Below are 24518 nucleotides of genomic sequence, written 5' to 3'. Positions count from 1 at the left end.
ATGCTGACCGCCCTTCCCTTCAAGCCAGCGCCTCGGCTCGCTTGCCCAGCACCCGATCTACCACAAACGCACACAATAACGTGATCAGCGCGGGCACCAGCCAGGCCAGCCCTTGCTCGCTGAGCGGCAGGTGGGCCAATGTCGATGGCAAGTAGTCTGCGAAGCCTGCGCCTTTAAACGCATCGACCATCCCGAACAGCAGCGATACCAGCATCACCGGCGCGACGATGCGACCTTGTTCGTACCAGAAATCCTTACAGAAGCTCAATGCGACCAGCGCAATGCATGGCGGATAGATGGCCGTCAGCACCGGGATGGAAAACTGGATAAGGTTGGTTAGCCCCAGGTTGGATACCAGCAAAGAGAACGCTGCCAGAAGGATGACCAAGGTCTTGTAGGACAGCGGCAATACCCGGCTGAAATACTCAGCGCAAGCGCAGGTCAGCCCTACTGCCGTTACCAGACAAGCGAGCGAAATAAGTACCGCGAGGAAGCCACTGCCCAGCGATCCGAAGGTATGTTGCACGTAAGTATGGAGCACTGCAGCGCCATTGCTTGCGCCAGCGGCGACCGCGTGGCTGCCTGAACCCAGACGGAACAGGCTGATATAGACCAGCGCCAGACCGACACCGGCAATCAGGCCGGCAATGATGGCGTAACGGGTGATCAATCGGGGCGATTCAACGCCTCTTGAGCGAATGGCGTTGACGATCACGATACCGAAGACCAGTGCCCCCAGCGTGTCCATGGTGAGGTAGCCGTTGATAAAGCCTTGGGAAAACGGAGCGGCGACGTAAGCAGGCTCTGCAGTACCGATATCGCCTGCTGGCAACGCGAACGCTGCGATACCCAATACGGCCAGCGCGATGATTTTCAGCGGTGCGAGAAAGCGCCCGACAGTGTCCAGCAACCGGCCGGGATAGAGCGACACCCAAAACACCAACAGGAAATAAACCAGGCTGTAGAGGAACAATGCGAGAGGGCTTTCGCCGGTCAACGGCGCCAGACCTACTTCAAATGAGACGGTCGCGGTGCGAGGTGTCGCAAACAGCGGCCCCACCGCAAGATAGGCAACGGCTGCGAGAACGCCCCCTGCGACTTTACCAATCGGACTGCTCAACGCGTCCATGGCGCCGCCGACCTTGGCCAGTGCGATGACGGTGACGACGGGAAGGCCTACTGCCGTGACCAGAAAGCCCAGTGCCGCCATCCACACATGAGGACCGGCCTGCAAGCCAACGATCGGGGGAAAGATGATGTTGCCGGCGCCCACGAACAACGCGAACGTCATGAAACCCAGTGCCAGGATGTCCTGACCTTTCAACACTTTCATCGAAGAAACCACACTGCTGAATCGGAATTAAGAAGAGGATTTCCCGAGGGATGGGGGAAATGCCGCCAACCCTTTTAGGGATGGCCCGTCGCGCAACGCAGGTCCTTGTGGGGCCTGCAGCGCAAAATGGCGGCTAGCCTACCTTATTTCTCGCACCGATACAGGGCGCACCGACCGATGCCTGCACGTTCGTGTCGCATATCGGACATGTCCTACAGATAAATGCATCCCAGGCTTTTTGGAGCAGGCGCGAAAACTAGCGGCGCCGCGGATCTAATGTGGGAGCGAACCTGTTCGCGAATACGGTATGTCTGGCGATAGAGGTGTAGCGGATTTACTGACCGATTCGCGGACAGGTCCGCTCCCACAAGTTTTCCATTAGCGGTTGACCAAGGCCGCGCGCCGAACAGGGACGCCAGAAACACAAAAGCCACCCGAAGGTGGCTTTTGTCGATCAAGCAGTGATCAGACGGCGATTAAGCCTTCTTCACTTCCCAACCAGTCAGCTCAGCCAGGGCTTTGCCGATGTCTGCCAGCGAACGCACGGTTTTAACGCCCGCGTCCTGCAGTGCAGCGAACTTCTCGTCTGCAGTGCCTTTTCCGCCAGAGATGATTGCACCAGCATGGCCCATGCGCTTGCCCGGAGGAGCAGTCACACCAGCGATGTAGGAAACAACCGGCTTGGTCACGTGTGCCTTGATGTAGGCAGCCGCTTCTTCTTCAGCCGAACCGCCGATCTCACCGATCATGACGATCGCTTCGGTCTTCGGGTCTTCCTGGAACAGCTTCAGGATGTCGATGAAGTTCGAACCCGGAATCGGGTCACCACCGATACCAACACAAGTCGACTGACCGAAACCGGCGTCAGTGGTCTGCTTCACAGCTTCGTAAGTCAGGGTGCCGGAACGCGACACGATACCGACTTTACCTGGCAAGTGAATGTGACCTGGCATGATGCCGATCTTGCACTCGCCCGGAGTGATAACACCTGGGCAGTTAGGGCCGATCAGGACTACACCCAGCTCGTCGCACTTGACCTTGGCATCCAGCATATCCAGGGTAGGAATGCCTTCGGTGATGCAGATGATCAGCTTGATGCCGCCGAACGCTGCTTCCAGGATCGAATCTTTGCAGAAAGGAGCCGGAACGTAGATGACCGATGCGGTGGCGCCGGTTTTTTCTACTGCTTCGCGAACAGTGTTGAACACGGGCAGGTTCAGGTGCGTGGTGCCGCCTTTGCCTGGAGTCACGCCGCCAACCATTTTAGTGCCGTAGGCAATGGCTTGTTCGGAGTGGAAAGTACCCTGCGAGCCAGTGAAGCCCTGGCAGATAACTTTGGTGTCTTTGTTGATCAGGACGCTCATTATTTGCCCTCCGCAGCTTTGACGACTTGTTGAGCAGCGTCGGTCAGGCTGGTAGCTGCGATGATGTTCAGGCCGCTTTCTGCCAGTACTTTGGCGCCCAGGTCAGCGTTGTTGCCTTCAAGACGCACAACGACCGGGATTTTCACGCCTACTTCCTTCACTGCGCCGATGATGCCTTCAGCAATCATGTCGCAACGAACGATACCGCCGAAGATGTTGACCAGAACGGCGGCAACATTGGTGTCGGACAGGATGATCTTGAACGCTTCGGTAACGCGTTCTTTGGTAGCACCGCCGCCAACGTCAAGGAAGTTGGCTGGTTTGCCGCCATGCAGATTGACGATGTCCATGGTACCCATGGCCAGGCCAGCACCGTTGACCATGCAGCCGATGTTGCCTTCCAGTGCCACGTAGTTCAGTTCGAACTTGGCAGCGTGGGCTTCACGTGGGTCATCTTGCGATGGGTCGTGGAAAGCCTTCAGCTTTGGCTGACGGTACATAGCGTTGGCGTCGATGTTGATCTTGGCGTCGAGGCAATGCAGATCGCCGTCAGCCTTGATCACCAGCGGGTTCACTTCCAGCAGGGCCAGATCGTGGTCCTGGAACAGCTTGGCAAGACCGGTGAAGATCTTGGCGAACTGAGTGACCTGCTTGCCTTCCAGACCCAGCTGGAATGCCAGATCGCGACCCTGGAATGGCTGAGCGCCAACCAGTGGATCGATGGTGGCCTTGAGGATCTTCTCAGGAGTGTCGTGAGCGATTTTCTCGATGTCCACGCCACCTTCGGTGGACGCCATGAACACGATGCGACGGCTCGAGCGATCGACTACAGCGCCCAGGTACAGCTCTTTGGCGATGTCAGTGCAGGATTCAACCAGGATCTTGGTAACTGGCTGACCGGCCGCATCAGTCTGGTAAGTCACCAGACGCTTGCCCAGCCATTGCTGAGCGAATGCCGCTGCGTCTTCTTTGCTGCGAACCAACTTGACGCCGCCCGCTTTGCCGCGACCACCAGCGTGAACCTGGGCTTTGACGACCCACTCGGTTCCGCCAATCTTGTCGCAAGCTTCTGCTGCTGCTTGCGGGGTGTCTACTGCGTAGCCTTTGGATACTGGCAGGCCGTACTCAGCGAACAGCTGCTTACCCTGATACTCGTGAAGATTCATGCTTATTACCGTCTTCGTTAGGTACTGCGCATTCGGTGCTGCGCGTCGAAACGTGCCGCACCACCTGTGACCGCTACTCCCGGTCGCCCGAGGCACATACGCATACGTGCCCAAGGCGTTCCGAAGGGTCGAGTCCGACGTACTTTCCGCGGTGAACCTTGCTCGCAAGGCTCACGACGGGCTGTGCGTCGTGGTTTCTTTTTGTCTTAGCGTTTTTTCTTGTTCTGGATGTGGATGGCGCCGCCATTCACTGCCAGAGCTGCTTCGTGCAGCGCTTCAGACAACGTCGGGTGGGAGAAGACCATCATGCCGATGTCTTCGGCACTGGTGCCGAACTCCATACCGATCGCGCCTTGCTGTACCAATTCTGCTGCGCCCGGACCGATGACGTGAACACCCAGTACGCGGTCGGTCTTGGCATCAGCGATGACTTTGACGAAACCGCCGGTATCGTTCGCCGCCATTGCGCGACCACTGGCCGCGAACGGGAAGGAGCCGACATTAACTTCTACGCCTTCAGCCTTCAAGGTCTGCTCGGTTTTGCCTACCCAGGCGATTTCCGGGTGGGTGTAGATAACCGACGGGATCAGGTCGTAGTTCATCTGAGTCTTGTGACCCTTGATGCGCTCGACGACCATGATGCCTTCTTCAGAGGCCTTGTGGGCCAGCATCAGACCACGAACCACGTCACCGATCGCGTAAACGCCAGGAACGCTGGTTTCGCACTGATCGTTGACGAAAACGAAGCCGCGTTCGTCGATGTCCACACCGCTGTCCGAAGCCAGTAGATCAGTGGTCACAGGACGACGGCCGACAGCGACGATCACGCGATCAAACGTGATGTTCTGCTCGCCTTCCTTGTCGGTGTAGGTCACAACGACTTCATCGCCGTTGACTTTAGAACCGGTAACGCGGGCGCCCAGCTTGATGTCCAGGCCTTGCTTGGTGAAGGTCTTCTGCGCTTCTTTTGCAACGGCTTCGTCAGCGGCTGGCAGGAACTTCTCCAGCGCTTCCAGAACGGTGACCTTGGAACCCAGGCGAGCCCAGACTGAACCCAGTTCCAGACCGATAACGCCAGCACCGATTACGCACAGACGTTCAGGCACGGACGGGAATTCCAATGCGCCAGTCGAATCGACGATGGTGACCTGGTTGACGGGTGCAGGCGGGATATCGATCGGACGCGAGCCCGAAGCCAGGATCACGTGATCGGCTTCGATGATTTCAACGGTGCCATCAACGCCGGTCAGCTCGACTTTCTTGCCGGCCAGCAGCTTGCCGTGGCCTTGCAGGGACGTTACGCCGTTGGCTTTGAACAGGCTGGCAACGCCACCGGTCAGGCCTTTGACGATCTGCGCCTTGCGGCCAATCATGGCCGTCACGTCCATCTTCACTTCAGAAGTGGTAATACCGTGAACAGCAAAGCCGTTTTTGGCTTCGTAGAATTTCCAGGAGCTGTCCAGCAGCGCTTTGGATGGAATGCAACCCACGTTCAGGCAAGTGCCGCCAAGGGCCAGTTTGCCCTCCTTGTCCTGATATTTCTCGATGCAGGCAGTCTTGAGACCAAGTTGCGCAGCCTTGATGGCGGCAACATAACCGCCAGGGCCTGCGCCAATCACTACCACGTCGAATTTCTGGGACATAACAAAGAGTTCCTCTTTAGCTGCGAGCTTCAAGCCACAAGCTGCAAGCTGATCCGTGATGCTTTACAGACGAGTTGCAGCCTGCTCATTAGGATGTTGCGACGCCCCAAGCACCGGCGCCAGGCTGCTTTTACGTGCAGCTTGGCGCTTGCGGCTTACAGCTGTCTTTGAATCAGATATCCAGCAACAGACGAGCCGGATCTTCCAGCAGGTTCTTGATGGTGACCAGGAACGTCACGGCCTCTTTACCATCGATCAAACGGTGATCGTAGGACAGAGCCAGGTACATCATCGGACGAATCACAACCTGACCGTTGATCGCCATCGGGCGCTGCAGGATGTTGTGCATGCCGAGAATGGCGGCCTGTGGCGGGTTGACGATCGGGGTCGACATCATCGAACCGAAAGTGCCGCCGTTGGTGATGGTGAACGTGCCGCCAGTCATCTCGTCGATGGACAGCTTGCCGTCACGGGCTTTTTTGCCGTAGGCAGCGATGCCGCCTTCGATTTCAGCCAGGCTCATGTGTTCTGCGTTACGCAGGACCGGAACCACCAGACCACGGTCGCTGGACACAGCAACACCGACGTCAGCGTAGCCGTGGTAAACGATGTCCGAACCGTCGATCGACGCGTTGACTGCCGGGAAGCGTTTCAGCGCTTCGGTAGCGGCCTTGACGAAGAACGACATGAAGCCCAGGCGCACGCCGTTGTGGGACTTCTCGAACAGGTCCTTGTACTTCGAACGCAGGGCCATGACTTCAGTCATGTCGACTTCGTTGAAAGTGGTCAGCATGGCCATGTTCGACTGTGCTTCGACCAGACGCTTGGCAACGGTGGCACGTACGCGAGTCATCGGTACGCGCTTCTCGGTGCGGTCGCCCGCGGCTACGACAGGAGCAGCGGCAGCAGCAGGTTTGGCAGCCGGTGCAGCAGCAGGGGCGGATTTCTTCGCTTCTACAGCGGCAACGATGTCTTCTTTGGTGATGCGGCCGTCTTTGCCTGTGCCTTTGACGCTGGACAGGTTGATGCCGTTTTCTTCAGCCAGTTTGCGGGCAGCAGGACCGCCAATGGCGTCATCGTCAGCAGCCGGAGCAGCTGGCGCCGAAGCGGCCTGAGCAGGTGCAGATGCAGGTGCGGCAGCGGGCGCAGCAGCGGCAGCCGGAGCAGCCGACGCAGTGCCACCCGCGTCCAGAGTTGCGATCAGCTCATTGGAGAGGACGGTTTCGCCCTCGCCTTTTACGATCGATGCCAGGACGCCGTCGGCTTCGGCCAGGACTTCGAGAACGACTTTGTCAGTCTCGATGTCGACCAGCAGCTCGTCACGTTTTACCGCTTCACCCGGTTGCTTGTGCCATTTGGAAATGGTGCCGTCGGCAACAGATTCCGGGAAAGAGGGGGCTTTGATCTCAATAGCCATTATTCAAAATTCCTTAATTCGGTTTCAAATGCGCGAAGGCGTTAAACAGTGAACGCGTCTTTCAGCAGTTTTTCCTGCTGTTCGGCGTGCATCGATGCGTAGCCACAAGCTGGAGCAGCAGAAGCGTCACGACCGGCATACTCGAGCACGAGATTGCGGTTGTGGTTGCCGATGCTACGGCGCAAGTGATGCTGACTGCTGTACCAAGCGCCCTGGTTCATCGGTTCTTCCTGACACCAGACGACATTCGTCAGATTGGTGTACGACGCGATTGCGTCCATCAGGTCGTCTTCCGGGAACGGATAGAGCTGTTCGATACGCACGATGGCGATATCTTCACGGCCTTCGGCACGACGTTTTTCCAGCAGATCGTAGTAGACCTTGCCACTGCACATCACCAGACGGGTCACCTTGGCGGCATCGAGCGTATCGATTTCCGGGATAACTGTCTGGAAGGAGCCATGAGCCAGGTCTTCCAGCGTCGAGATGGCCAGCTTGTGGCGCAGCAACGACTTGGGCGTCAGCACGATCAACGGCTTACGTAGCGGACGGATCACCTGACGACGCAGCAGATGGTAGATCTGAGCCGGAGTGGTCGGAACGCAAACCTGGATGTTGTGCTCGGCGCAGCCTTGCAAGTAACGCTCAAGACGTGCGGACGAGTGCTCTGGCCCCTGCCCTTCATAACCGTGAGGCAGCAACATCGTCAGACCGCAAAGACGGCCCCACTTGTGCTCACCGCTGGTGATGAACTGGTCGATGACAACCTGAGCGCCGTTGGCGAAATCGCCGAACTGAGCTTCCCAGATAACCAGTGCGCTAGGCTGGGTGGTCGAATAACCGTACTCGAAGGCCAGAACGGCTTCTTCCGACAGGAAGGAGTCGTACAGGTCAAAGCGTGGCTGACCGGCATACAGATTTTGCAGCGGAACGTACGTGCTCGCGTCTTTCTGGTTATGCAGAACGGCATGACGGTGAGAGAACGTGCCACGACCGACGTCCTGACCGGTAAGACGCACCTGGTGACCTTCGAACGCCAGGGTCGCGTACGCCATGGTTTCGGCGTAACCCCAGTTGATCGGCAGGCCGCCCTGTTGCATTTTCTGACGGTCTTCGTAGATCTTCTGAACCTGACGCTGAACCACGAAACCTTCTGGCAATTCCATCAGCTTGGCCGACAGTTCCTGCAGGGTCTTGAGGTCGAAGCTGGTGTCGTGACGCGCAGTCCAGGCGTGGCCCAGATAAGGACGCCAGTCAACGAACAGTTCTTTGTTCGGCTCTTTGACCAGACTTTTGACAACGTGCATGCCGTTGTCGAGGGCGTTGCGGTACTCGTCGACCTTGGCTTGTGCAGCGGCGGCATCGAGGATGCCGGCATTGGCCAGATAGTCTGCGTACAGCTCGCGGGTGGTGCGTTGCTTGGCGATCTGCTGGTACATCAGCGGCTGGGTGCCGCTTGGCTCGTCCGCTTCGTTGTGACCGCGACGGCGGTAGCAAACCAGGTCGATAACCACATCACGCTTGAATTGCATGCGGTAGTCGATGGCCAGCTGCGTCACGAACACAACGGCTTCAGGGTCATCGCCATTCACATGGAGAATCGGCGCCTGAATCATCTTGGCAACGTCGGTCGCGTACTCGGTTGAGCGCGAGTCTTCCTGGTTGCTGATGGTGAAGCCGACCTGGTTGTTGATCACGATGTGAATCGTGCCGCCGGTCTTGAAGCCGCGGGTCTGCGACATCTGGAAGGTTTCGAGCACAACGCCCTGACCCGCAAACGCAGCGTCGCCGTGGAGCGAAATCGGCAAGACTTTTTCGCCGGTCGCATCGTTACGACGATCCTGACGCGCACGCACCGACCCTTCGACCACCGGAGAAACGATCTCCAGGTGAGACGGGTTGAATGCCATCGCCAGGTGAACTTCGCCGCCGGTGGTCATGACGTTGGAAGAGAAACCCTGGTGGTACTTAACGTCACCGGAGCCCAGCTCGACTTTCTTCTTGCCTTCGAACTCGTCGAACAGATCACGCGGGTTCTTGCCGAAGGTATTGACCAGCACGTTCAGACGGCCACGGTGGGCCATGCCGATGACGATTTCCTTGGTGCCGTAGGAGCCGGAACGCTGGATAAGTTCGTCGAGCATAGGAATCAGGCTTTCGCCGCCTTCCAGACCGAAACGCTTGGTGCCCGGGTATTTGGTACCCAGGTATTTTTCCAGCCCTTCAGCCGCGGTGACGCGCTCGAGCAGATGGCTCTGAATGTCGGCGGAGAATGCTGGACGGCCGCGCACGCTTTCGAGGCGCTGCATGAACCAGTTGCGCTGGGTGGAATCGACGATATGCGTGAACTCGGCACCGATGGTGCGGCAATATGTCTTCTGCAAGGCGTCAACGATTTCGCGTAGGCTCGCTTCCTCCTTGCCGATGTACAGGTCGCCGGCACGGAAAGTGGTGTCGAGGTCAGCGTCGGTCAAACCGTAATGGTTGATCGACAGGTCAGCTGGCGCAGTGCGCTTCCACAAACCCAGAGGATCGAGTTGCGCACCCTGATGGCCGCGCATACGGAATGCCTGGATAAGCCGCAGTACTTCAACTTGCTTCTTCTCGTGCTCGCTGCTCACGCTGCCGGCAGAGACCGGTTGAGCGCGGCGCTGGTTTTTACCCAGCAACACGAAATGATCGCGAATTGTCGAATGCGATACATCGGTGGCAGTGCTGCCGTCAGCTGGCAGCTTCTGAAAGTAGGTGCGCCACTCTTCTGGCACAGCGTTAGGGTCGTGCAGGTAGAGCTCATAGAGCTCTTCCACATAGGCAGCGTTACCACCGGATAGGTGGGCACTGTTCCACATGCGCTGCATCACGCTTTCTTGCATGCTTGGTCACCCTCGGTAAGGGGACACCATCGGCGCAGATGCCACAGCGAGCTTGAATAGTCCATATGCAGCGACTGTAACAAGCCACCAGGAATCAGGCTGATAGTCCGGGTACCAGCCCGGATGCCCCTGCTGGTCTCATTTCTTCAAAATAAGAGCCGCAGCCAAATCAGCCGCTGCTCAGGTTAAAACTGCGGCGCCGGTTGAAGCCTGCGCCGCAGCGTTTACGGTACTGCCTTTACACATGCGTCGATGTTACAGGTGCAACACAATCAGATACCGCTTTTGAGAAGCATGCTGCGTACGTGGCCGATCGCCTTGGTCGGGTTAAGACCTTTAGGGCAAACGTTCACGCAGTTCATGATTCCGCGGCAACGGAACACGCTGAATGGGTCATCCAGCGATGCCAAACGTTCCTGGGTCTTGGTGTCACGACTGTCTGCCAGGAAGCGATAAGCTTGCAGCAGCGCAGCGGGGCCGAGGAACTTGTCAGGGTTCCACCAGAAGGACGGGCAAGAAGTCGAGCAGCAAGCGCACAGAATGCACTCGTACAGACCGTCGAGTTTTTCACGCTCTTCCGGCGTCTGCAGACGTTCGATGGCCGGAGCTGGCGTATCGTTCAGAAGGAATGGCTTAACCTTCTCGTACTGCTTGTAGAAGATGCTCATATCGACGACCAGGTCACGAATGACCGGCAAACCAGGCAGCGGACGAACAACCAGTTTGTTGCCCTTGACGACAGCCGACAGCGGCGTGATGCATGCCAGGCCGTTTTTGCCGTTGATATTCATGCCATCGGAGCCGCAAACACCCTCGCGGCAAGAGCGACGATAGGAGAAACCTTCGTCCTGCTCTTTGATCAGCGCGAGCACGTCCAGCACCATCAAGTCTTTACCATTGGTATTGACCTGGAATTCCTGCATGAACGGCGCTGCGTCTTGATCCGGGTTGTAGCGATAAACACTGACTTGCAACATATCGGCCACCCTTAGTAAGTCCGAATCATGGGTTCGAAAGTCGGAACAGTCTTCGGTGAGAAGTTCACGGCACGCTTGGCTACGCGTTTTTCACCCGGGAAATAAAGGGTGTGGCACAACCAGTTGATGTCGTCGCGATCTTCGAAGTCTTCGCGGGCATGAGCGCCACGGGACTCTTTGCGATGCTCTGCGGCGATTGCCGTGGCTTCAGCCACTTCCAGCAGGTTTTGCAGCTCCAGCGCTTCGATCCGGGCAGTGTTGAACGCCTGGCTCTTGTCGTTGATCTTGACGTTGGCGATGCGCGAGCGCAGATCAGCCAGCTGAGCAATACCCTTCTGCATATATTCGCCGGTGCGGAATACGCCGAAGTAGTTCTGCATGCAGCTCTGCAGTTCTTTGCGCAGGGTTGCTACGTCTTCGCCATCGGTGCGTTCGTTCAAGCTGCTGAGGCGAGCCAGAGCGACGTCGATGTCGGTTTCGGAAGCACGACGGTAGTCGATGCCTTCGTTGAGTGCTTGTTCCAGATGCAGACCGGCAGCACGACCGAATACCACCAGGTCGAGCAACGAGTTGCCGCCCAGACGGTTGGCACCGTGAACCGATACGCAGGCCACTTCACCGACCGCAAAGAGGCCAGGAATAATGGTGTCAACGCCAGCGGCGTCCTGGGTGATTGCCTGACCATGAATATTGGTGGCAATGCCGCCCATCATGTAGTGGCAGGTTGGAACGACAGGGATCGGCGCAACGGCCGGATCGACGTGAGCAAATGTCTTCGACAGCTCCATGATGCCCGGCAGGCGGCTGTGCAACACTTCTTCGCCCAAGTGATCGAGCTTGAGCATCACGTGATCGCCGTCAGGACCACAACCGTTGCCGGCAATGATCTCTTTAACCATCGAACGCGCAACTACGTCACGACCAGCAAGGTCTTTGGCGTTCGGAGCATAACGCTCCATGAAACGCTCGCCGTGCTTGTTGATCAGGTAGCCACCTTCACCACGGCAACCTTCTGTGACCAGTACACCTGCGCCCGCGATGCCGGTTGGGTGGAACTGCCACATCTCGATGTCCTGAACCGGAACACCTGCACGCAAAGCCATGCCAACGCCGTCGCCGGTGTTGATCAGAGCATTGGTGGTGGAAGAGTAAATACGGCCTGCGCCGCCGGTGGCCAACACAGTCGCATCAGCGCGGATGTAGGAGGTTTCACCGGTTTCGATGCAGATAGCGATGATGCCGACAAACGCGCCATCCTGGTTCTTCACCAGATCGACTGCGTAGTATTCATTCAGGAATACAGTGCCAGCTTTAAGGTTCGCTTGATAAAGCGTGTGCAGCAATGCGTGACCGGTACGGTCGGCAGCGGCGCACGTACGGGCAGCCTGACCGCCTTTGCCGAAGTCCTTGGACTGGCCACCGAAAGGACGCTGATAGATACGACCCTGCTCGGTACGGGAGAAAGGCAGACCCATGTGTTCCAGTTCGAACACGGCTTCCGGCCCTACGGAACACATGTACTCGATAGCGTCCTGGTCACCGATGTAGTCGGAGCCTTTGACGGTATCGTACATGTGCCAGCGCCAGTCATCGTTTGGGTCGGCGGAAGCAATGGCGCAGGTAATGCCGCCTTGCGCCGAAACGGTGTGGGAACGGGTCGGGAACACCTTGGTGACGACAGCGGTCTTGTGGCCGCCCTGAGCCAGTTGCAGTGCGGCACGCATGCCTGCACCGCCGCCGCCAATGATGATGGCGTCGAATGAAAGCGTATTAATGTTAGCCATGGATCAGATACCCCAAAGAATCTGCACACCCCAGACGAAGTAAGCGAACATCGCAATGCCGCAAACTGCCTGGAAAAGGAAACGCACAGCCGTTGCAGACGAGCCCAGCGCCATCGGCGTCAGGTAGTCGGTGGCGATGGTCCACATGCCGACCCAGGCATGAGCGCCCAGAGCAACGAACGCCAACAGGCTGAAGATACGCATCCCGGTGTGCGAGAACAGACCGTGCCACGTGGCAAAATCGATGCCCGGGTGCGCGATCAGGTATCCGATCAGGAAAATGAAATAAGCCGCGAGCACGACCGCGGACACACGCTGCGCCATCCAGTCATAAAGCCCCGAACGTGACAGGTTCGTAACACTGGTTACCATATCCAAACTCCCGCCAGAACAATCAACACCAGGGAAACGGCGATGATGATTTTCGAGCCCAGTTTTCCGCCTTCCAGCGTCTCACCGACACCCGCATCCATGATCAAGTGACGAATACCCGCCACAAGGTGATACAGCAAGGAGGACAGGAGACCCCACACAACGATCTTGGCCAGTGGGCTGGTCAAGCATGCCTTCACCTCGGCAAAACCTTCCTCTGAACCCAACGACTTGCTCAATGCGTAAAGCATGATGGCAATGCCGAGGAAGAGGATGATGCCGGAAACGCGATGAAGAAATGACGTTACGCCGGTGATGGGGAGTTTGATGGTCCTTAGGTCTAGGTTTACAGGTCGTTGGCTTTTCACGGCTTTTTTTCACACTGAAGAGCCCCTAACAATCAGGGCAAATTATTGGGAAGTGCACTGGTCAGGTACCCACTACCCAGGAAGTGACGGCCCCCAGAAAAACAGGCCTCAAAGCCCCTGGCGGTCGGACGCCGAGTATAGACAGTTAGGTTACTAATGACAACGCGCAGACCCTACCCCAATGGCGGATTGCTTTAGCCGGATAAAAGGCGTAAATGGCAGGGAAATTCGCGGAAAACCATTGCTTAAACCCTTCTGCGGCGGGACTTTAGGCAAATTGACTTTAGAATTTATCTCACTATAGTGGTGCGGGCCCTGCGTGGGGGGTCTGTCTGATGATTTGAAGCATAAATAGGAGGCCACATGGCTGACAAAAAAGCGCAGTTGATCATCGAGGGCGCAGCCCCCGTCGAGCTGCCCATTCTGACCGGCACAGTTGGTCCCGATGTAATCGATGTACGCGGCCTGACCGCCACCGGACGCTTCACATTCGACCCGGGCTTCATGTCCACCGCCTCATGCGAATCCAAGATCACCTACATCGACGGTGACAACGGCATCCTGTTGCATCGTGGTTACCCGATCGAACAGCTGGCCGAGCAATCGGACTACCTGGAAACCTGCTACCTGCTGCTCAACGGCGAGCTGCCGACTGCCGAGCAAAAGGCCCAATTCGTCGTCACCGTGAAGAACCACACCATGGTGCACGAGCAGTTGAAGACCTTCTTCAACGGCTTCCGCCGCGACGCCCACCCGATGGCCGTCATGTGCGGCGTGGTCGGCGCCCTCTCGGCGTTCTACCACGACTCCCTGGACATCAATAATCCGCAGCACCGGGAAATTTCGGCGATCCGCCTGGTCGCCAAGATGCCGACCCTCGCAGCGATGGTTTACAAGTACTCCATGGGTCAACCCATGATGTACCCGCGCAACGACTTGAGCTACGCGGAAAACTTCCTGCACATGATGTTCAACACGCCGTGCGAGATCAAACCGATCAGCCCGACGCTGGCCAAGGCCATGGACCGGATCTTCATCCTCCACGCCGACCACGAACAAAATGCCTCGACCTCCACCGTTCGCATGGCGGGCTCTTCGGGCGCCAACCCGTTCGCCTGTATCGCAGCCGGTATCGCAGCACTGTGGGGCCCTGCTCACGGCGGCGCCAACGAAGCCGTTCTGACCATGCTCGATGAAATTGGCGATGTCTCCAACATCGACACCTACATCGCCAAGGCCAAGGACAAGAACGATCCGTTCAAGCTCATGGGCTTCGGTCACCGCGTTTACAAAAATCGCGACCCGCGCGCCACCGTTATGAAGCAGACTTGCGATGAGGTTCTGCGCGAGCTGGGCATCACCAATGATCCGCAACTGGAACTGGCAATGCGTCTTGAAGAGATCGCACTGACTGATCCGTACTTCATTGAGCGCTCGCTGTACCCGAACGTCGACTTCTACTCGGGGATCATCCTCAAGGCGATCGGCATTCCAACCAGCATGTTCACTGTGATTTTCGCCCTGGCGCGTACCGTCGGCTGGATTTCCCACTGGAAAGAAATGCTTTCCAGCCCGTACAAGATTGGCCGTCCGCGCCAGCTTTACACCGGCGAAGTCTCTCGCGACATCGTGCCATTGGCCGAACGCAAGTAAGCAACCGCCAAACGTAAAAAAGGCTGCCAGTGGCAGCCTTTTTTGTGATTTGCGAAAACTGTACTGCTAGTGGCGCGACGGTTACTTCTCCGCCCGGTCCTTCAATGCCTTCAGGGTGTTGAATGGCGCATCCACGACAAACTTGTTCGCAAGCCACGAAGGCACACTGCCGCCGGGCTCTGTATGGACCTGATAGGTCACTTCCGTCACGCCCGCCCCTTTGGGTACGAACTTCCAGAATCCCTCCACCTGCGCCACGCGCACGAAGCCCTGCTCTTCGGGGATTAACTTGGGTTGACCCTCCAGATTGCGCGTCAGACTGCCATCGGCACCTGCAACCGTTGTCACCTGCAACACGGAGTCACGGGGCGTAACCGGCCAAGGGGTATTGAATTGGGTATAAGTCCAGACCTTGTCGCCCTCATGCTTGAGAACCTTTTGCGATTTGCACTCATGAATCCAGGCACAGGCTGCGACGACGTCCTCTTGCAACGCGCGCAATCTGGCGATATCCGCCTTGATCGTCGTCACCCCACGATAAGCTTTGTACTTGGAACCGGCCACCTCACTTAACGAGATCTTGATGCCATCTTCGTCTTTGGCAACCTGCCAGTCTTCTGCGTGGGCAGCGGACGCCACCAACATTGCAAAACCCAATCCAAACGCAATCCGATGCAGCGAACCCATGTCTTATTCCTTATTGTCGTAAGTTCAGATGAATCATCCAGCCGCGCCCCTAAGCAGCAGTCGTGGCCTGCTCCCACCATCCGATCAAGCGAATCGCCTCGCCCTGACTGGTCCCGCACACTTCGGGATCAGCTTTGAACTGACTGCAGACGTCCGGACGACCGGCTTGCCCAAATAGCGCACAGAGCATCTCTATCGAAAGGTGCAGGCAGCGCTCTCCCGCAGATTTGCCGTTGGGCATACCTGGAATTGGCGAAGAAATAGACGGCGCGATGCAGCAAGCGCCACAACCGGGACGGCAATCCATGGGACTTCTCTTGAGAGGTGGTGGGTGACAGCGGGATATTAACCGCTAAAACGTGCGTTTGAAACCGAACCGATCCGCGTATCGGTGCTTGATCACTGCTTGAAGGTAAAGTCTACGGCAGCGCCTTCGATGTCTCGACGCGACTCGTTACGCAGTTGCAGCTGCATTTCATTGCTTAGCAGTCGACCATTAAGCTGGAAGTCCGGATCGCTCTGTGAATCAGGAAACATCTTAGGCAACAACGGCTTGGCGCGAGGCGCCGCAGTGATCACTTTGCTAGGAGGCGTGAGTTGCTTGACCATATCCGGCGGCAGGCTCAAATCCAAATCTGCTTTGGGCAAGCGAGTGTCTTTCACAACCTGAGCCGGCGCTTTGCTCTTGCTCGCAACCGGCGCGCGACGGGCTACTTCTGCGTTGTCTTCCTTGATTTTGGCTGACTTTGCATTGCCTGACGAACCCTTCGGCGGCGTACTTACTGCGGTGGGTTTGGCGGCCACTGGCGCTGATTTACTTGCAGCCACCACAGACACCGCTGAAACGTTGGGCGCGAGTTCATGCACAACAGCTTCAGGCTTAACCGCCTCGACCACAACAGGTGCTTTGTCCTCAGGAGTGCTCACCGGCGCCACGGCTTGCGTGCTGGGAAGCTCCGGAGATGAGGCTTCAGACGCAACCTTAGGCGCAGGTGGCGGCTGCTTATCAGCATCGCATCCGCTCAGCAGCACCAACATTAACAGTCCAACACAACGCAATGAGTTCATAGATCAAAACGGCTAAAAAGTCAGAGGCCATATGCTGGCCCTATGCAAGCCCTGTGGCAAGTCCACGAGCGCTACCCGATCTGTCTCAAGGTGTAGAAACCTGAGCCGGCCAAGGGTTCACCAAGCTTGCACGGCTTCCTGACAAAGCTGTTTGGCCAGCATACCCAGCGTCATCAGCGCCCGCTCAGCCTCACGATTCCAAGGCATCCCGCAATTAAGACGGATGCAGTGGTTGAACTGTTCTGTGTTACTAAATATTAAACCGGGGGCAATGCTGATGCCCTGCTCCAGCGCACGCACATGCAACTCTTGGGTATTGACCCTCCCCGGCAGACTTATCCAGAGAATAAACCCACCTAAGGGGCGGCTGATCTGAGTGCCCTCGGGAAACATCTGCTGTACAGCCAGCTGGAAAGCACTGAGGTTTTTGCGGTGCTCTTGACGGATAAAGCGCAAGTGACGGTCGTAGCCGCCGTTCTCAAGGTAAGACGCCACTCCCATCTGCGTGACGCTGCAAGCCGAGTGTGTACTGAAGGTCTGGAGGCGCTGGATCTCTGCCTGATATTTCCCGGCAATCATCCAGCCAATGCGCACGCCCGGTGAAAGAGTCTTGGAAAAGCTTGAGCAGTAAATAACCCGGCCGAGTCGATCAAACGCCTTCAGCGCCTTGGTCTTGCCTTGCTCATACATGAGCTCGCCGTAAATATCGTCTTCGACAATTTGAATATCGAAGTCCGAGGCCAGCCGCAGCAGATGCTTTTGACGCTCTTCGGGCATCGTGCTGCCCAGCGGATTGCTCAGGCGCGACGTTAACACCAGCGCCTTGATCGACCACTGGTTGGCCGCAAGTTGCAGTGCCTCCAGACTGATGCCAGTGGTAGGGTCGCTCGGTATTTCAATGACTTTCAAACCAAGCAAATCAGCCAATTGCAGCAGGCCGTAATAGGTTGGCGACTCGGCAGCAATCAAATCCCCCGGACTGGTCAGTACCCTCAGCGACATCTGCAAAGCATCGACGCAACCGTGAGTGATGACAACCTCGGACGGATCGATCACCACCCCGGCGTCACGCATGCGAATTGCCACTTGGCGCCGCAGGGGTTCAAAACCTGGGCTGAACATGTAGCTGAAGGCACGCGGGCTTTGGAAACGCGTCACTTTTGCCAGTTGTTGATGAAGCGCCCGTACCGGCAGGTAGTCCACGTGAGGCACCGCTGCGCCGAATGCAAAGACGCCTTCACGGCGGGATTCGACCAAGACCTGCTGAATGATGCTGGCGCGAGTCACCAGACCTGGCCGCTCAACCCGCGCAATATCGGGGGTCGGCGCAGTGAGCGCGGGGGTTTGGTGAACGTAATAACCGGATTGAGGACGTGCCCGAATGAGCCCCTGATCTTCGAGGTTCGCATACGCCTGCAATACGGTGGCGTGACTCACGTTGAGCTGCGAACTCATCTTGCGTACCGAAGGCACCCGCTCGCCTGGCTGATAAACACCTCGCCGAATATCCTCGGCCAGCTGCTGAGCGATGCGTTGATACAACAAAAGATTGGTCATGGCTGCGTCCTTCAATCCGGCTTCTGGCAATTGCACCGGCAAACAATACGAATAATTGCCAGAACAGTCGCAAAGTGTACGGGGACAGTTGTGCTTTTCACCAGCGTTAAGTGAGAGTGAGAAAATATTTCCTGCGCCATATGCGCCAACGTCACCGACGTTTCGGCATAAAAAAACCCGGCATCGGAGATCCGTGCCGGGCAGTTACAAAAATAATTTACCGAGGGGCGCTTAATTTTCCTTTTTCGTCGGAGAACACTAACTCCACACGACGATTTTGCGCTCTGCCACGCTCCGAGGCGTTGGCGGCGACAGCAAACTGATCACCGTATCCTTCAACCTGAATACGATCTTCTTCAATTCCCAAGTCGGACAATACGTCGGCCACCGACTGCGCCCGATCCTTGGCTAACTGACGATTCTCCTGACTATCGCCCGTACTGTCGGTATAACCCTCAATGCGCACTACCCGCTTGGGATTGAGCTGCAGAAACTGCACAACCTTGAGAACCGTTCGATTGGCTGAGCTTTTAAGCTCGGCACGCCCGGTATCGAACAACATATCACCCAGCGTCATCACCAGTCCGCGCTCGGTCTGATTGGTCGACAGGCTCATGATCTGATCTTCCGCCCACTTACCCTGCTCTTGTGCACCCGCCAGTTTTTGCTCACGCAAGGCCAACTGCAGACGTTGACGGTCCAGTTCCAGCCGCGCCAGACGCTCCTGATTGAGCAACAACTTGCTGTGCTCCCGGGCGATCGCGCTATAGCGACTGCTCAAGTAGGCGTAGTGCGTGACGTCTTCACCGCTGCCGATGTAGCCGGACAGGCGTTCAGCCCGACCCAACAATTCGCCAGCGCGGATGACGTCCTTCGGCGCACTGCGCAGTACGTTTGTGTCTTCTTTGACCTTTTGGAAATCAGCGCTGGCAGACTGCAATGCGCTGTCACTGTTCTGGTGAGTGGCGCAACCAGAGAGCCCGGCCGCACTTAGCAGCAAACAAACGTTAAAAATACGGGGGATCGTATTCACTGCGGCATCCCCAACTGCTTGCGCAGACGATTGAGTCGAGTGTTCATCTGGGTCAACTGTTCGTCGCTTTTGAGCGTCAACACCCGCGCCTCGGCAAGCCGCGCGTCGAGTTCGGCCTGTTCGGCCTGCATACGGGCGTCTTTATAGGACTTGTCCTGCATGTCGGCACGAGCCTTGACCAGCTTGGCCTGCGCCAAAGCCATATCCGGCTCGTCATCGGTAGCGCCGACGGCAGTTGCCTGCATCAACGCTTGCTCGGTGAGTTTCATTTGTTCTGTGGGTGCAGGATCGTTCGCGCAGCCAAAGAGGCTGGCAAGTGCCATGGCTGCGAATATAGGGCGGATTCTCAAAACAACATTCCTACTGGTTTGGGGTGCTTGCAGGCTGTAGAAGCTGGCTTTTCCACAGTTCGACATTGCGCTTGATAGCTTCAGCAGCGTGATCCGAGGCGGCCAATTCTGTCATTTTTTTTGCAAGCTGTCCGCGCAGCCAAGGGTCATTGCACGCAGAGTTAAAGGATAAGGCCAGATAAAGTCCGGGGTTGTCCAGCGCCAAAGGCTGAGCCACCAACTCACCTGCCGGGCTCAAAGTTTGTGCCATCGCCATGCCGGCATAGCGGCCCGCCAGGACATATTCGACTTTTCCTGCCAGCAACTGCTGGAACGTCTGAGTCAGGTTTGGCTGTCTGTCGAGGGTTAAATTCGCTTTGATCGACGCTTCAAATGACGGCGTGAGTCGAGTTTTCTCGGACAGAGCGCCCCGGTGACCCTGCAGGTCAGCCAGCAGATTGAACGGCGCAGTTTGGTCTTTATGGGTCCAGACCATGATTTCGTTTTGCACGATGGGCGGATGAATGAAATCCAGAGATTGAAGTTCGGCGCTGCTTAACGGCGCGTCGGCAAGGATATCCATGCGTCCACTGCGCACTTCATCGAGCGCCTGACTGCGCTTGCCCCCATACACCACCTCGACTTTCACACCCATCTGCTGCGCAGCTTCCTTGAGCAGGTCGGCGTTGGCGCCCATCAGGTGTTTCTGATCATGCGGATCACGCCACAAATAGGGCGGCGCGTTGGGACTGCCGGTAATGATTAGCCTGTCGCATTTGCCAGCAGCCATGGACAGCGCAGGTAACGCGGCCAGCCCCACAATCAGCAATGTCAGCGTCAGCCGTGGCGACATAGGTACTCTTCTCTTTATAAAACCCGATCAATAAAAAAACCCGCTCATCACCGGCTGCCCAAAGCGCATGCCATCTATCACGAAGATGACGTAACGCTTGCGAACAGCCCGAAATGAACGGGTCTCTTTATAAGTCAGGCGACTGGATTAAACCAGCTTCTCCAACTCAGGGATTGCTTCGAACAGGTCAGCCACCAGGCCGTAATCAGCGACCTGGAAGATTGGCGCCTCTTCATCCTTGTTGATCGCGACGATCACTTTGGAATCCTTCATGCCGGCCAGATGCTGGATCGCGCCGGAAATACCGACCGCGATGTACAGCTGTGGCGCGACGATCTTGCCGGTCTGACCGACCTGCATGTCGTTGGGCACAAAGCCCGCATCCACTGCAGCGCGGGAAGCGCCCACAGCAGCACCGAGCTTGTCGGCCAAGGCGTACAGGTGTTTGAAGTTGTCGCCGTTCTGCATGCCGCGACCGCCGGAAACGACGATTTTGGCAGCGGTCAGCTCAGGACGATCCGACTTGGCCAGCTCTTCGCTGACGAAAGAGGACTTGCCAGCGTCGTGAGCGGCGGACACAGCTTCCACACTGGCCGAGCCACCTTCAGCAGCAACAGCGTCAAAGCCGGTAGCACGCACGGTGATGACTTTGATTGCAGCCGACGATTGCACGGTAGCAATGGCATTACCCGCGTAGATCGGACGCTTGAAGGTGTCAGCGCTTTCGACGGCGATGATTTCCGAGATCTGATCGACATCCAGCTGTGCAGCGACGCGCGGCAGAATGTTTTTGCCGTTGGACGTGGCAGCAGCCAGTACGTGGCTGTAACCGGAGGCCAGTTCGACCACCAGCGGCGCAACATTTTCCGGCAGTTGATGGGCGTAGGCCGCGTTGTCGGCAACCAGGACTTTTGCCACACCAGCGATTTTCGCGGCGGCTTCACTCACGGCGCCCACGTTTTGGCCAGCGACCAGAACGTGAATGTCGCCACCGATTTTGGCGGCGGCAGCAACGGTGTTCAAAGTAGCGGGAGCGACCACGCCATTTTCGTGCTCAGCGATAACCAGAATAGGCATCAGATCACCTTCGCTTCGTTTTTCAGTTTCTCGACCAGTTCCGCAACCGACTTGACCTTGATGCCAGCGCTGCGAGCAGCCGGGGCTTCAACTTTCAGGGTCTTGTTGGTGGAGGCAGTGGAAACACCCAAAGCATCAGGCGTCAGCACTTCGAGCGGCTTCTTCTTGGCTTTCATGATGTTGGGCAGCGATGCGTAGCGTGGCTCGTTCAGACGCAGGTCTGTGGTCACGATAGCAGGCAATTTCAGAGAAACGGTCTGCGCACCAGCATCGACTTCGCGGGTCACGCTGATGCTGTCGCCGGACACTTCAACCTTGGACGCGAAGGTGCCTTGTGCGTAACCACTCAGGGCGGCGAGCATCTGGCCGGTCTGGTTGTTATCGCTGTCGATCGCCTGCTTGCCGAGGATGACCAGCTGCGGCTGCTCTTTATCAACCACAGCCTTGAGCAGCTTGGCGATAGCCAGCGAGGTCAGCTCTTCGGTGGACTCAACGAGGATGGCGCGATCGGCACCCAGTGCCAACGCGGTACGCAGTTGCTCCTGAGCGGTGGTCGGGCCGATGGAAACAACGACGATCTCGGTGGCGACGCCTTTCTCTTTGAGGCGAACGGCTTCTTCTACAGCGATTTCGCAGAAGGGGTTCATCGACATTTTGACGTTAGCGAGATCGACGCCGGAGTTGTCCGCTTTGACGCGAACCTTGACGTTGTAGTCGACCACTCGTTTGACAGCTACAAGAACCTTCATGGATTCCTCGTTACTCTCCGGTGAAAAGAAAGTCGCCAGGTCTTGCCCGGCGATAAGTACGCGTCAGTGTAAAGAACACCTCTGAAAACCTTGTATTCGTGCTTGCTGAAAGGTGAGTTCAGCAAAAACAGTTGCCTGCTACCTGCATTCCAAGCCAGACGCCGACGGGGTGTGTAAACTGCACCCCGCCCGTAATCCCGTGAGATTGCGGCAGATCTGTTGCACGACGCTCGCAACGTCTTTAGAGGTGTTCTTGTACCAACGGTCAGCCTACGGCGAGCGCAAAACCGCCCGTATCTTGACCGGAACACCTAGTCGGGTCAATACGACAAAAACGCCAGTCGCAAGCCGCGCCGCCATGTTTTATCCGCCCTGCGGCCATTTCAAACAAACGTTTGTATTGGACCTGCGGGGTGGTGTAGATATAATGCGCCCCTTTAAGATGACACCCGGGTAAACATCGTTCCGCGTGTCGATTTTTTGCTTCATATAAAAAAATACTGTTGAGCCCTGAGTAGGAGATAGCCTGTGGAACGCGAATACATGGAATTCGACGTCGTCATCGTCGGAGCCGGCCCCGCCGGGCTTTCCGCCGCTTGCCGTCTGAAGCAGAAGGCTGCTGATGCCGGTCAGGAAATCAGCGTCTGTGTGGTGGAAAAAGGCTCCGAAGTCGGCGCACATATCCTCTCCGGTGCCATCTTCGAACCTCGCGCACTCAACGAACTGTTCCCTGACTGGAAAGAACTCGGCGCCCCGCTCAACACGCCGGTCAAGCGCGACGACATTTACGTCCTGAAAAACCCCGAAGCCTCCAATAAAGTGCCGGGCTTTTTTGTGCCCAAGACCATGCACAACGACGGCAACTACATCATCTCGCTGGGCAATCTGTGCCGCTGGCTGGCTCAGCAGGCCGAGAACCTGGGCGTGGAAATCTATCCTGGCTTCGCAGCTCAGGAAGCATTGATCGACGAGAACGGCGTGGTGCGCGGCATCCTCACCGGCGATCTGGGCGTCGACCGCGAAGGCAATCCGAAGGAAGGCCTGTACACCCCGGGTATGGAACTGCGCGGCAAGTACACCCTGTTCGCAGAGGGCTGCCGTGGTCATATCGGCAAGCAGTTGATCAAACGCTTCAATCTCGACAGCGAAGCCGATGCCCAGCATTACGGCATCGGCCTGAAGGAAATCTGGGAAGTTGATCCCGCCAGACACGAGCCTGGCCTGGTGGTTCACACCGCTGGCTGGCCGCTGGATATCGTCGGCACCGAGAACACGGGCGGCTCCTTCCTTTATCACCTGGAAAACAACCAGGTGGTGGTCGGGCTGATCGTCGATCTGTCTTACAGCAACCCGTTCCTGTCTCCGTTCGATGAATTCCAGCGCATGAAGCACCATCCGGTGCTCAAGCAGTACCTGGAAGGCGGCAAGCGCATCAGCTACGGTGCTCGCGCCATCTGCAAAGGCGGCCTGAATTCATTGCCGAAAATGGTTTTCCCGGGCGGCGCGCTGATCGGTTGCGACCTTGGCACCCTGAACTTCGCCAAGATCAAGGGCAGCCACACGGCGATGAAGTCCGGCATGCTCGCTGCCGAAGCAGTGGCGGATGCGCTGTTCGCTGGCAATGAAGGCGGTGATGCGCTGAATACGTACGTCGAGGCGTTCAAAGGCAGCTGGCTGCATGAAGAACTGTTCGCCAGCCGCAACTTCGGTCCGGCGATCCACAAGTTCGGCGCGATCGTGGGCGGTGCGTTCAACTTCATCGACCAGAACCTTTTCGGCGGCAAGATCCCGTTCACGCTGCACGACACCACGCCGGACTACGCCTGCATGAAGCTGGCGGCTGATTCGAAGAAGATCGAATACCCGCGCCCTGACGGCAAGCTGAGCTTCGACAAGTTGAGCTCGGTGTTCATCTCCGGCACCAACCACGAAGAAGAACAGCCCTGTCACTTGAAGCTCAAGGACCCGAGCATCCCGATCAGCGTCAACCTGCCCAAGTGGGATGAGCCTGCGCAGCGTTATTGCCCGGCAGGCGTGTATGAGGTGGTCACTCAGGAAAACGGCGAGAAGCGTTTCCAGATCAACGCGCAGAACTGCGTCCACTGCAAGACCTGTGACATCAAGGACCCTTCGCAGAACATTACCTGGGTGGCGCCGGAAGGGTCAGGCGGGCCGACTTACCCAAATATGTAAAGATTGTAGGAGCGCGCTTGCC

21 protein-coding genes are annotated in these 24518 nt (G+C 57.2%); 2 read left to right on the top strand and 19 right to left on the bottom strand.

Translation table 11 applies throughout. The annotated features are described in order from the left end of the window. Nucleotides 1-19: 19 nt before the first annotated feature. From brnQ to sdhC, 10 genes are all read right to left on the bottom strand, one after another. Complete coding sequence (gene brnQ, locus ACWKV9_RS23490; protein ID WP_483838498.1) at nt 20-1333, bottom strand: branched-chain amino acid transport system II carrier protein; 1314 nt, start codon at nt 1331-1333, stop codon at nt 20-22. Between the two features lie 476 nt (nt 1334-1809). Beyond that, entirely contained in the window at nt 1810-2697 is an 888-nt protein-coding gene (gene sucD / locus ACWKV9_RS23485; protein ID WP_483838497.1) for a succinate--CoA ligase subunit alpha, read from the bottom strand. Continuing rightward, nucleotides 2697-3863: an ADP-forming succinate--CoA ligase subunit beta gene (gene sucC / locus ACWKV9_RS23480; protein WP_483838496.1), complete on the bottom strand. Its 1167-nt coding sequence runs from the start codon at nt 3861-3863 to the stop codon at nt 2697-2699. Before sucC ends, sucD begins: the two co-directional genes overlap by 1 nt. Before the next feature lie 206 nt (nt 3864-4069). Then, a complete protein-coding gene (lpdA, locus tag ACWKV9_RS23475; protein ID WP_483838495.1) occupies nt 4070-5506 on the bottom strand; it encodes a dihydrolipoyl dehydrogenase in 1437 nt (478 codons plus the stop codon). 172 nt (nt 5507-5678) lie between these two features. After that, a complete protein-coding gene (odhB, locus tag ACWKV9_RS23470; protein ID WP_483838494.1) occupies nt 5679-6923 on the bottom strand; it encodes a 2-oxoglutarate dehydrogenase complex dihydrolipoyllysine-residue succinyltransferase in 1245 nt (414 codons plus the stop codon). 41 nt (nt 6924-6964) lie between these two features. Continuing rightward, on the bottom strand, nt 6965-9796 hold the full coding sequence (locus tag ACWKV9_RS23465; RefSeq protein ID WP_483838493.1) for a 2-oxoglutarate dehydrogenase E1 component: 2832 nt from the start codon (nt 9794-9796) through the stop codon (nt 6965-6967). Between the two features lie 272 nt (nt 9797-10068). After that, complete coding sequence (locus ACWKV9_RS23460) at nt 10069-10773, bottom strand: succinate dehydrogenase iron-sulfur subunit (protein WP_483838492.1); 705 nt, start codon at nt 10771-10773, stop codon at nt 10069-10071. An 11-nt stretch (nt 10774-10784) separates the two neighbouring features. Further along, on the bottom strand, nt 10785-12557 hold the full coding sequence (gene sdhA / locus ACWKV9_RS23455) for a succinate dehydrogenase flavoprotein subunit (RefSeq protein WP_483838491.1): 1773 nt from the start codon (nt 12555-12557) through the stop codon (nt 10785-10787). Between the two features lie 3 nt (nt 12558-12560). Further along, nucleotides 12561-12929 (bottom strand): succinate dehydrogenase, hydrophobic membrane anchor protein, encoded by a 369-nt coding sequence (gene sdhD, locus ACWKV9_RS23450; protein ID WP_483838490.1) that lies wholly within the window; start codon nt 12927-12929, stop codon nt 12561-12563. Then, entirely contained in the window at nt 12923-13297 is a 375-nt protein-coding gene (sdhC, locus tag ACWKV9_RS23445) for a succinate dehydrogenase, cytochrome b556 subunit (protein WP_483838489.1), read from the bottom strand. The genes sdhD and sdhC overlap by 7 nt, the downstream gene beginning before the upstream one ends. 363 nt (nt 13298-13660) lie before the next feature. On the opposite strand from sdhC, the gene gltA reads away from it, so the two are divergent. After that, nucleotides 13661-14950, top strand: coding sequence for a citrate synthase (gene gltA / locus ACWKV9_RS23440; RefSeq protein ID WP_483838488.1), 1290 nt, complete (start codon nt 13661-13663; stop codon nt 14948-14950). Between the two features lie 81 nt (nt 14951-15031). Here gltA and ACWKV9_RS23435 read toward each other — a convergent pair whose 3' ends face one another. The 9 genes from ACWKV9_RS23435 to ACWKV9_RS23395 all read right to left on the bottom strand — a co-directional run bounded on the left by ACWKV9_RS23435 (nt 15032) and on the right by ACWKV9_RS23395 (nt 22303). Next, nucleotides 15032-15637: an START domain-containing protein gene (locus ACWKV9_RS23435; RefSeq protein ID WP_483838487.1), complete on the bottom strand. Its 606-nt coding sequence runs from the start codon at nt 15635-15637 to the stop codon at nt 15032-15034. A 49-nt stretch (nt 15638-15686) separates the two neighbouring features. Next, entirely contained in the window at nt 15687-15944 is a 258-nt protein-coding gene (locus ACWKV9_RS23430; protein WP_483838486.1) for a YkgJ family cysteine cluster protein, read from the bottom strand. A gap of 92 nt (nt 15945-16036) precedes the next feature. Beyond that, complete coding sequence (locus ACWKV9_RS23425; RefSeq protein ID WP_483838485.1) at nt 16037-16675, bottom strand: translation initiation factor 2; 639 nt, start codon at nt 16673-16675, stop codon at nt 16037-16039. Between the two features lie 147 nt (nt 16676-16822). Beyond that, entirely contained in the window at nt 16823-18262 is a 1440-nt protein-coding gene (locus ACWKV9_RS23420; protein ID WP_483838484.1) for an aminotransferase-like domain-containing protein, read from the bottom strand. A gap of 217 nt (nt 18263-18479) precedes the next feature. Further along, nucleotides 18480-19295, bottom strand: a complete 816-nt coding sequence (locus tag ACWKV9_RS23415) for an OmpA family protein (RefSeq protein WP_483838483.1) — start codon at nt 19293-19295, stop codon at nt 18480-18482. Beyond that, nucleotides 19292-19645: a DUF4398 domain-containing protein gene (locus ACWKV9_RS23410; RefSeq protein WP_483838482.1), complete on the bottom strand. Its 354-nt coding sequence runs from the start codon at nt 19643-19645 to the stop codon at nt 19292-19294. The genes ACWKV9_RS23415 and ACWKV9_RS23410 overlap by 4 nt, the downstream gene beginning before the upstream one ends. Nucleotides 19646-19655: 10 nt before the next feature. Further along, nucleotides 19656-20477, bottom strand: a complete 822-nt coding sequence (locus tag ACWKV9_RS23405; RefSeq protein ID WP_483838481.1) for a substrate-binding periplasmic protein — start codon at nt 20475-20477, stop codon at nt 19656-19658. Between the two features lie 147 nt (nt 20478-20624). Beyond that, nucleotides 20625-21554, bottom strand: coding sequence for an electron transfer flavoprotein subunit alpha/FixB family protein (locus tag ACWKV9_RS23400; protein ID WP_483838480.1), 930 nt, complete (start codon nt 21552-21554; stop codon nt 20625-20627). Next, on the bottom strand, nt 21554-22303 hold the full coding sequence (locus ACWKV9_RS23395) for an electron transfer flavoprotein subunit beta/FixA family protein (RefSeq protein ID WP_483838479.1): 750 nt from the start codon (nt 22301-22303) through the stop codon (nt 21554-21556). Before ACWKV9_RS23395 ends, ACWKV9_RS23400 begins: the two co-directional genes overlap by 1 nt. A 528-nt stretch (nt 22304-22831) precedes the next feature. Between ACWKV9_RS23395 and ACWKV9_RS23390 the strand changes: the two genes are divergently transcribed. Continuing rightward, on the top strand, nt 22832-24496 hold the full coding sequence (locus ACWKV9_RS23390) for an electron transfer flavoprotein-ubiquinone oxidoreductase (RefSeq protein ID WP_483838478.1): 1665 nt from the start codon (nt 22832-22834) through the stop codon (nt 24494-24496). The last annotated feature ends 22 nt before the right edge of the window (nt 24497-24518 follow it).

Source organism: Pseudomonas corni, from assembly GCF_057128765.1.
Note: the sequence above shows the minus strand (reverse complement) of the source record. Positions and strands in the feature narration are given on the sequence as shown.

Excerpts from the sequence above, each read along its gene's own strand:
- brnQ (WP_483838498.1), bottom strand. The coding sequence starts at position 1,333 with ATGAAAGTGTTGAAAGGTCAGGACATCCTGGCACTGGGTTTCATGACG.
- sucD (WP_483838497.1), bottom strand. The coding sequence starts at position 2,697 with ATGAGCGTCCTGATCAACAAAGACACCAAAGTTATCTGCCAGGGCTTC.
- sucC (WP_483838496.1), bottom strand. The coding sequence starts at position 3,863 with ATGAATCTTCACGAGTATCAGGGTAAGCAGCTGTTCGCTGAGTACGGC.
- lpdA (WP_483838495.1), bottom strand. The coding sequence starts at position 5,506 with ATGTCCCAGAAATTCGACGTGGTAGTGATTGGCGCAGGCCCTGGCGGT.
- odhB (WP_483838494.1), bottom strand. The coding sequence starts at position 6,923 with ATGGCTATTGAGATCAAAGCCCCCTCTTTCCCGGAATCTGTTGCCGAC.
- ACWKV9_RS23465 (WP_483838493.1), bottom strand. The coding sequence starts at position 9,796 with ATGCAAGAAAGCGTGATGCAGCGCATGTGGAACAGTGCCCACCTATCC.
- ACWKV9_RS23460 (WP_483838492.1), bottom strand. The coding sequence starts at position 10,773 with ATGTTGCAAGTCAGTGTTTATCGCTACAACCCGGATCAAGACGCAGCG.
- sdhA (WP_483838491.1), bottom strand. The coding sequence starts at position 12,557 with ATGGCTAACATTAATACGCTTTCATTCGACGCCATCATCATTGGCGGC.
- sdhD (WP_483838490.1), bottom strand. The coding sequence starts at position 12,929 with ATGGTAACCAGTGTTACGAACCTGTCACGTTCGGGGCTTTATGACTGG.
- gltA (WP_483838488.1), top strand. The coding sequence starts at position 13,661 with ATGGCTGACAAAAAAGCGCAGTTGATCATCGAGGGCGCAGCCCCCGTC.
- ACWKV9_RS23435 (WP_483838487.1), bottom strand. The coding sequence starts at position 15,637 with ATGGGTTCGCTGCATCGGATTGCGTTTGGATTGGGTTTTGCAATGTTG.
- ACWKV9_RS23430 (WP_483838486.1), bottom strand. The coding sequence starts at position 15,944 with ATGGATTGCCGTCCCGGTTGTGGCGCTTGCTGCATCGCGCCGTCTATT.
- ACWKV9_RS23425 (WP_483838485.1), bottom strand. The coding sequence starts at position 16,675 with ATGTTGGTGCTGCTGAGCGGATGCGATGCTGATAAGCAGCCGCCACCT.
- ACWKV9_RS23420 (WP_483838484.1), bottom strand. The coding sequence starts at position 18,262 with ATGACCAATCTTTTGTTGTATCAACGCATCGCTCAGCAGCTGGCCGAG.
- ACWKV9_RS23405 (WP_483838481.1), bottom strand. The coding sequence starts at position 20,477 with ATGTCGCCACGGCTGACGCTGACATTGCTGATTGTGGGGCTGGCCGCG.
- ACWKV9_RS23400 (WP_483838480.1), bottom strand. The coding sequence starts at position 21,554 with ATGCCTATTCTGGTTATCGCTGAGCACGAAAATGGCGTGGTCGCTCCC.
- ACWKV9_RS23395 (WP_483838479.1), bottom strand. The coding sequence starts at position 22,303 with ATGAAGGTTCTTGTAGCTGTCAAACGAGTGGTCGACTACAACGTCAAG.